The organism is Streptomyces altiplanensis, from assembly GCF_053591575.1.
Map to the genome: position 1 here is coordinate 1 of NZ_JBSFUB010000177.1, position 7,352 is coordinate 7,352.

General features: G+C 74.1%; 9 protein-coding genes. 4 read left to right on the forward strand and 5 right to left on the reverse strand.

Going from position 1 to position 7,352, the window contains the following annotated elements; genetic code table 11:
* Positions 1-182 precede the first annotated feature (182 nt).
* Positions 183-383: a hypothetical protein gene (locus tag ACWD0Y_RS35590; RefSeq protein WP_450264401.1), complete on the forward strand. Its 201-nt coding sequence runs from the start codon at positions 183-185 to the stop codon at positions 381-383.
* A 64-nt stretch (positions 384-447) separates the two neighbouring features.
* Here the strand turns inward: ACWD0Y_RS35590 and ACWD0Y_RS35595 are convergent, their stop codons facing one another.
* Positions 448-1,542 (reverse strand): glutamate--cysteine ligase 2, encoded by a 1,095-nt coding sequence (locus ACWD0Y_RS35595; RefSeq protein ID WP_450264402.1) that lies wholly within the window; start codon positions 1,540-1,542, stop codon positions 448-450.
* Between the two features lie 158 nt (positions 1,543-1,700).
* Positions 1,701-2,003, reverse strand: coding sequence for a hypothetical protein (locus tag ACWD0Y_RS35600; protein ID WP_450264403.1), 303 nt, complete (start codon positions 2,001-2,003; stop codon positions 1,701-1,703).
* Between the two features lie 71 nt (positions 2,004-2,074).
* On the opposite strand from ACWD0Y_RS35600, the gene ACWD0Y_RS35605 reads away from it, so the two are divergent.
* Positions 2,075-2,662 (forward strand): hypothetical protein, encoded by a 588-nt coding sequence (locus ACWD0Y_RS35605; protein WP_450264404.1) that lies wholly within the window; start codon positions 2,075-2,077, stop codon positions 2,660-2,662.
* A 62-nt stretch (positions 2,663-2,724) separates the two neighbouring features.
* On the opposite strand, the gene ACWD0Y_RS35610 is transcribed toward ACWD0Y_RS35605, so the two are convergent.
* The 3 genes from ACWD0Y_RS35610 to ACWD0Y_RS35620 are packed head-to-tail and all read right to left on the reverse strand — an operon-like array spanning position 2,725 to position 5,356.
* Entirely contained in the window at positions 2,725-3,738 is a 1,014-nt protein-coding gene (locus ACWD0Y_RS35610) for an NAD(P)/FAD-dependent oxidoreductase (RefSeq protein ID WP_450264405.1), read from the reverse strand.
* Positions 3,735-4,283, reverse strand: a complete 549-nt coding sequence (locus ACWD0Y_RS35615) for an isoprenylcysteine carboxyl methyltransferase family protein (RefSeq protein WP_450264406.1) — start codon at positions 4,281-4,283, stop codon at positions 3,735-3,737. The genes ACWD0Y_RS35610 and ACWD0Y_RS35615 overlap by 4 nt, the downstream gene beginning before the upstream one ends.
* A 14-nt stretch (positions 4,284-4,297) precedes the next feature.
* Positions 4,298-5,356 (reverse strand): type III polyketide synthase, encoded by a 1,059-nt coding sequence (locus tag ACWD0Y_RS35620; RefSeq protein WP_450264407.1) that lies wholly within the window; start codon positions 5,354-5,356, stop codon positions 4,298-4,300.
* Positions 5,357-5,544: 188 nt separating this feature from the next.
* Here ACWD0Y_RS35620 and ACWD0Y_RS35625 point away from each other — a divergent pair, with 188 nt between their 5' ends.
* Positions 5,545-6,450: a UbiA family prenyltransferase gene (locus ACWD0Y_RS35625; RefSeq protein ID WP_450264408.1), complete on the forward strand. Its 906-nt coding sequence runs from the start codon at positions 5,545-5,547 to the stop codon at positions 6,448-6,450.
* A 143-nt stretch (positions 6,451-6,593) separates the two neighbouring features.
* On the forward strand, positions 6,594-6,869 hold the full coding sequence (locus ACWD0Y_RS35630; RefSeq protein ID WP_093802790.1) for an isoamylase early set domain-containing protein: 276 nt from the start codon (positions 6,594-6,596) through the stop codon (positions 6,867-6,869).
* The last annotated feature ends 483 nt before the right edge of the window (positions 6,870-7,352 follow it).

Here is a 7,352-nt window from a genome sequence, read left to right on the forward strand (position 1 = left end):
GTCTGTGCGTGTGCAGACAGGTGCATGGGGGCGAGCCTGGGGGCAGGGTGGGGGCATGACGGGCCGACGTCATGCGTCGGCCGGCGCTCCCGCATCCGGGCGTATCGGATGTGTTGTCTCTGTTTGCGTGGGAACGCGCAGGATGTAAGCAGGTACGTCCCGACCAGAGAGCAGGGAGCGGAATGTCGAATCCGCAGCAGCCCGAACAGCGGCGCAGCGACAAGGGCGGCGCCACCCCGCAGGACAGCGCCGAGCTCAAGGCCGGCCAGCCCGGTTCGGCGGGGAGTCACGGAAGCAAGCACGCCCACGGGACCGACAAGGGAAACAAGGGCGGCGGAGAGGGCGGCGGGACGCCTCCGGACCAGCAGCCCGACCACCCGTGACGCGACTCCGTCCTGACCGCGGCCCGAGAGGGCGCGCGCACGCGCAGGTGCCTGGACCCGCGGCCTAGCCGCGGGTCCTGCGTACGCACTCGGTGACCACGGACCGCAGGTCACCGCCGCTGCGGTGCAGCAGCTCGCGCTGGACGCGCGCCCCGTTCCCCCCCTTCAGCAGCGCCGTGAGGCCCTCCTGGACGGGAAGTACGTCCCCGCTGTCCTCCAGGGCGTCCCGGACATGTTCGAACAGTGCCCGCACCACCGCTTCGGCCGGCGCGGGGCGCATGGTGACGGGGTGGATCAGCTCCTCCTCCAGTCCCGACCGTCCGGCCCGCCACGCGGCCAGCCGCAGCAGGCCCACCCCGTGCCGCGTGGGCGGTTCGCCGGCCTGCCACTGCCGGGCCGCCGTCTCCACCAGAGCGCGGGCCAGCGTGGCCAGGAGCACCGTCGTGGAGGGGTCGAGGCACACGTCGGCCACCCGGATCTCGACGGTGGGGTAACGGTGCGAGAGCCGGGCGTCGAAGTAGATCATCCCCTGGTCCCGCAGCGCGCCGGTGCCGACCATGGCGTCGACCTGCTCGTGGTACCGGTCGGCGCTGCCGAAGATCTCCACCGGCCCGGCAGAGGGCCACCGGCCCCACACCCGGCTGCGGTAACTGCTGTACTTGCTGTCCTTGCCCTGCCAGAAGGGGGAGTTCGCACTCAGTGCGAGCAGCACGGACAGCCACGGCCGGATCCGGTCCAGGACGGCGACGCCCTCCTCGTCGGAGTCCACCGACACATGGACATGGCAACCGCACGTCAGCTGTTCCTGTGTGGTCAGTCCGAACTGTTCCTCCAGCCACCGGTAGCGCTCACCGCTTCCGATGGCCGGGCTGACCGGCAGGGGCGACGTCGCCAGGGCCACGACGGCCGCGCCCAGGCCCTCGGCGTGGCGCGCGGCCTCCGCCCGCCAGCGGACGATCTCCTCCGCGAGGTCTCCCATGCCGGTCTGCGGCCGGGTGCCGAACTCCAGTTGCTGGCGGTGCAGCTCGGCCTCGAAGACTTCGGCATCCTTGCCGCCCTGCCGGGACACGGAGGCCAGTACCGCCGCGGACAACGCCTGCGGCTCGCCGGTCCGCGAGTCCACCAGGAGGAGCTCCTCCTCCACTCCGACACTACGCATGTCGTCTGCCTCTCTGCGGCCGGCCGGATGGGAGCCCGGGCGCAATGCTGTAGATCTGCTGGTGCACCGCGCCATGGCCCACGTCATGACGGAAGCAGACGGGCCACGATGCGGCTTCTCTGTCCCTGCCCTCCATCCAAGGCTTGATGCAGACGATCTCACCGCCTTGCCCGCGAGCGGCGCAGGCCGATGAACTCGAGTGCGGCGAAGACCGCGACCGTCACCGACCCGACGGTCGTGAAGGCGGCTCCCGGGCCGGTGAGCGGTACCACGTCCGTGACCGCGAAGAGGAGCAGCGCCAGGCGGGAGACCGCGTCGACCGAGGCGACGGCCGCGACGAGGCGTGCGGAGACCCGCGGGCGGCGGGCGACGAGGGCGAGCGCGCCGGCCCTGCGGGGCCGTGGTGCCGCGGGGCCGTGGTTCTCAACACCCCCGCCGGCAGGCGGCATCGAGGCGCCCACGCCGGGCACTTTGAGCGGATGGGTGCTCTTCTCGCTCTGGCTTCGGCGGCCTGCTGCTCGCGCTCGCGGCCGTGCTTGTGCTGCCTGCCGAAACGGTCCGGGCCACGGACGTGATGTGGGGGGCGCTGTCCGGTGCCGGAAGCGCCATGGCCATGCACTTCCTCAACCGCGGCCTGAGCCGCGGGGCCATGAGCATCGTGGTCCCGGTGAGCGCGGTCACCGGTGTGGCGCTGTCCGTGCTGTGCGGCGTGCTCTTCCTGGGGGACCGGCCCACTCCACCGGCCTGGTCCGGCATCTGCGTCACCGTGCCCGCGCTGTGGCTCGTCTCCGGCGGGGCCGGCGCCCGCCGCGTCTCCGGCGGCCGGACGCGGGCCGGTCAGGCGTCGCTGGACGGTCTGATCGCCAGCGCGGGAGTGGCGGTGCAGTACATCGGGCTCGCCCAGGCGGACCCCGCGAGCGGCCTGTGGCCGGTGGCCGCCGGCCGCCTCGCCGCCGTGGTGCTCCTGCTGCCGAGTGTCCGGCGGCACCTCCCCGAGTTCAAACAGCCGCCGAGGCTGCTGGGCCGGGCCGCCCTGGTCGGAGCGGGGCGGCCCTCGGCCTCAGTCTCTACCTGGGGGCGGCCCGGCAGCAGATGCTGGCCGTCGCCGTCGTCCTGCTGACCCTGGGATGAACGGTCCGCCCCGTGGCCGGCCGGCTCGCTCGCGGAGCCCGGGCCGGGGCGTCACTGGAGGACGCGGACGGCCGCCGCGAAGACGGACGGCATCCTGGCCGCCGCCGGTACCACCAGCCGGGCGGCGGCCGCGTGGCCGCTCATCCGTACGAGGCCCTCGGTCAGCAGCCGGTGCCGGAAGGACAGCCGCCGCCAGTGCCGCTCGTACGCCTGCGGCCGTCCGGCCCTCAGGCACCGCACCGCCGCTTCGGCCGACGCCAGCGCAAGGGCGATGCCCTCGCCGGTGAGCGCGTCGGTGTAGCCGGCGGCGTCGCCCACGAGCAGCACCCTCCCCGCGGTACGGCGCCGAGCCCGCTGGCGCAGCGGGCCGGCGCCGCGTACCGGGCCGGCGCAGGGGCCCTCCAGGAGGGGGAGGAGGTGCGGGAAGCGGGCCAGGTGCGCGTCGAAGCCGCGCTTGGCCGTACTCAGCACGGCCACCCCGACCAGACCGTCGCCGACCGGTGTCACGTACGCCTCGCCGGAGACGGACCAGTGCACTTCGACGAAGTCCGTCCACGGGGCCACCCGGTAGTGCCGGCGCAGGCCGAAGCGCCGGGGCCGGCGGCTGGGCAGATCCAGGCCGAGCGAGTGGCGCAGCGGCGAGTGCAGACCGTCCGCGGCCGCCAGCCAGCGCGCCCGCAGGCCCCCCGCGGTCACCGCGTCCGTGCTCTGCCGCACCTCTCCGACGCGCCCGGTGAGGATCTCGACACCGGCCTCGGCGGCCCGCCGGGCCAGCGCCGCGTGCAGTTCCGTACGGCGTACACCGAGGCCGTGGCCGTCGCTGAAGACGGCCTGGGCCCGGTGCCGCCCGTCGACATAGCGGATGCCGTTCAGCGCGCGACCGCCGACCCGGACGCCCAGGGCTTCGAGAGCCCGCACCCCGCCGGGCATGATCCCCTCACCGCACGCCTTGTCCACGGGGGCGGCGCGCGGTTCGATCACCACCACCTCCATGCCGGCCGACGCGGCGTGGATGGCGGTGGCGAGCCCGGCCGGTCCGCCGCCCGCCACCAGCAGGTCGATCACCGCCCCGCACCCGCCGCCCCGGCGCCGGCGGCGCGCCCCGGAGCGAGCGCGAGCGCTCCGTTCTCGCAGCGGATCCGTACGGTGAGCAGCGCCGCGTTGAGGACGGTGAAGAGCGAGGCGGCCAGCCAGGCGCCGTGCACCAGGGGCAGGGCCAGTCCTTCGGCCACCACGGCCACGTAGTTGGGGTGGCTCAGCCACCGGTACGGCCCGCGCGCCACCAGGGGGAGGCCGGGCACGACCAGCACGCGGGTGTTCCACCTCGGCCCCAGGGTGCGGACGCACCACCAGCGCAGTGCCTGTGCGGCCACCACGACAGCGGCCATGGTCCATCCCGGTACCGGGTCGAACGGCCGTCCGGCCCAGTGGACTTCGGCCAGGCAGCCGACGAGCAGACCGGTGTGCAGGGCGACCATCGCCGGATAGTGCCGCTGTCCTGCCTCCACGGCGCCGCGGGCCAGGCTCCAGCGGGTGTTGCGGCGAGCCACCACGAGTTCGGCGACGCGCTCCGCGCCGACCGCCAGCACCAGCAGGGTGTACCAGAACATGCGTTCCTCCTCTTCTACCAGCGGAGCAGGACGAGTTCGGAGCAGAAGCCCGGTCCCATGGCGAGCAGCAGTCCGGCGGTGCCCGCGGGCGGGCGGCTTACGGCCAGGGTGTCGCGCAGGACGTGGAGCACCGACGCCGAGGAGAGGTTGCCCACCGCCGCCAGCGACCTCCAGGTGACATCGAGCGCGCCGTCGGGCAGTTCGAGCGCCTCCTCGACCGCTTCGAGTACTTTCGGCCCGCCGGGGTGGCACACCCAGGCGGTGATGTCCGCACGGCGAAGACCATGACAGGCGAGGAACCCGTCGACGTCCGCGGCCAGGTTCTTGCGTACGAGGTCAGGAACGCCGGGGTCCAGTACGACGCGGAATCCGGAGCCGGTGATGTCCCACCCCAGCGCCTGTCCGCTGTCCGGATAGAGGCGGCTGCGGGTGCCCATCACGGCCGGACCCGCGACGGCGGCCGGCCGGCGGGCGCCGCACGCGACCACGGCCGCGGCGCCGTCCCCGAACAGTCCGCTGGCGACGAGATTGGCCGGTGAGGCGTCGTTGTGCTGGAGGGTGAGAGAGCACAGCTCCACCGACAGCAGCACGGCCACGTCGTCGGGGCGGCCCAGGAGGTAGTCGTGCAGGCGGGCGATACCGGCCGCCCCCGCGACGCAGCCGAGGCCGAAGACGGGCACGCGCTTGACGTCCGGACGCAGCCCGAGCGGCCCCACGAGGCGCGCGTCCACCGAAGGCGTGGCGATACCGGTCACCGACGTGAACATCAGGAAGTCGACGTCGCGCGGCGAGAGGCCCGCCGCGCGCAGAGCGGCGCGGACGGCCTCGGCGCCCAGGCTCACCGCGCCCTCGATGAAGGCGTCGTTGACCGCGCCGAAGTCGTGGAGCGCGGCGTACGCGTCGAGGGGCAGCGCCGTATGGCGGGTCGACACCTTCGCGCTGTCGTGCAGCCGGTCGAGCGCCCGGCGGTCGGTCCCCTCGGGCAGACACACCCGGGCGACCATGTCCGTGATCTCTCGTTGGGCGTGCCGGTGGGGGGCCAGAACTCCGTGAACAGCTGCGATCCGGGTCATCTGCGGTCCGAGGCCGGGGGCGGGGGGCCCTGCAATGGGTGCCCCCGCCCGCCATGGCCTCACACACCCTGTCGCTCGTCCGGCGGCTGTGCACGGCCCCGGGAAGGGGTGCCTGCGGAGCGCCTGCGGGCCGGCCGCGGCCTGCGGGCCGGCCCGCTCGGTGGCGGCCGGCCGCCTAGCATGAGCGCGTGGACGTCGACTCGCACTCGGGCGTTACGGGCCGGGCCGGCGCCGCGGGCGCGGCATCGGGGAGTTCCGGTCCGCGGCGTGTGCTGCGGGTGGCCGGCGGGCTCGCGGGGGCGTGCCACCTGGTGCCGACCCTCGCGGTCGGTCTCCTGACGACCGCGATGGCGGTGGCCTGCGGCCAGGACACCACCGGATGCCTGCTGGTGGCCGCCGCGGTGCTGACCGGCCAGCTGTCCGTCGGATGGAGCAACGACGCCGTCGACGCCGCGCGCGACATCGCCGTCGGGCGGCGCACCAAACCCGTGGTCGCCGGTTCGGTCGGCGTCGGCGCCGTACGCGCCGCAGCGGTCACCGCCCTGGCCCTGTGCGTACCGCTGTCCCTGGCCTGCGGACCGCTCGCGGGTACGGTCCACCTCGTCGGAGTCGCCGCCGCCTGGGCGTACAACTTCGGGCTCAAGGCGACCGTGCTGTCCTGGCTGCCGTACGCGGTGGGGTTCGCGGCGCTTCCCGCCTTCGTCGCACTGGGGCTGGAGGGACGGCCCTGGCCGGCCTGGTGGACCGTCGTCCCCGCGGCGCTGCTCGGGGTCGGCGCACACCTGGCGAACGTGCTCCCGGACATCGGTGACGATCTGGCCACCGGGGTGCGCGGCTGGCCCCAGCGGCTGGGCCCCGCCCGGGCGCGGCTGCTGCTGCCTGCGCCCCTCGTGACGGCCACCGCACTGCTCGTGCTCGCCCGTCCCGGCCCCGCCGGCACCGCCGGGGCGACCGCCCTGTCCGTGGCCCTGGTCGTGGCGGTCGGCAGTGCCCTGCTGGGCGGCCGGCGGCCGAGGCTGCCGTTTGTCGCGGCGATCGTCATCGCGGCGGTCGACGTCGCCATGCTGCTCCGGCACGGCGCGGCCGTCGTCTGACCCCGGCGGCCCCGCTTCCCGGAGCCGGGGGTGAATGTCCGGACCCATACGGGCGACGGGCGGCGCCGTCGGCTCAACAAGAAGTGCCGGAAGGACGGAGGGGCGGGGATCCTGAGTCACTCCCTCCGAGGAAAGGTTCAACGATGCTGGAGCGCAGCCGACGTAAGAAGCACACTGAGATCACCTTCGTCATCCCGGCAGGCCAGGCCTGCGGGCAGGTCAGCGTAGTCGGCGACTTCAACGACTGGCAGCCGGGAGCCCACCCCTTCACGGAACGGGCGGACGGCACTCGCTCCGTCACCGTCACCCTCCCCAGGGAACAGCGCTACGGCTTCCGCTACCTCGCCCACGGCGACTACTGGTTCAACGACGGCCACGCCGACGACCAGGACGGTCGCAACAGCATCGTCCACACCTGACGACGCGCCGTGGCATGAGCCGGGGACGGGGCGGAAGCGGCCCGGCCGGCATGAGTGTCCGGCGGCCCCGCCGCACAGCGTCCCGTTCATCTCGTCCCGCATCGGTACCGGCGATGCGGAGAGCGCGCACGGCGAAGGGCGGGGCGCGGCCACCACCGTCCGGGCCGAGCCGGGCCGAAACCGCCGTGGTCACCGCTGCTGTCGTCGGCCCGGTTCCTCTCAGGACGTCACGCCGTCGCGAAAGTTGGCATGACCGCCTCACGGAAGAATGTCCCTCCCGGCGGGACCGGATAACGGCGCGAGCGAGGGGTACCCGCTGCGCGTAGTCGATCTACCGGCCGGCTCGGTGAGCCGCCGCAGGAGAAAGGTCCTGTCATGACTGCTCAGCACCGCACGGCGCCGACCGCCCGGACCCCTGTGCAGCAGGCCGCGCTGCTGGTGGGCGTGGTCTTCCTGCTGGTGGGTGTCCTCGGCTTCATCCCC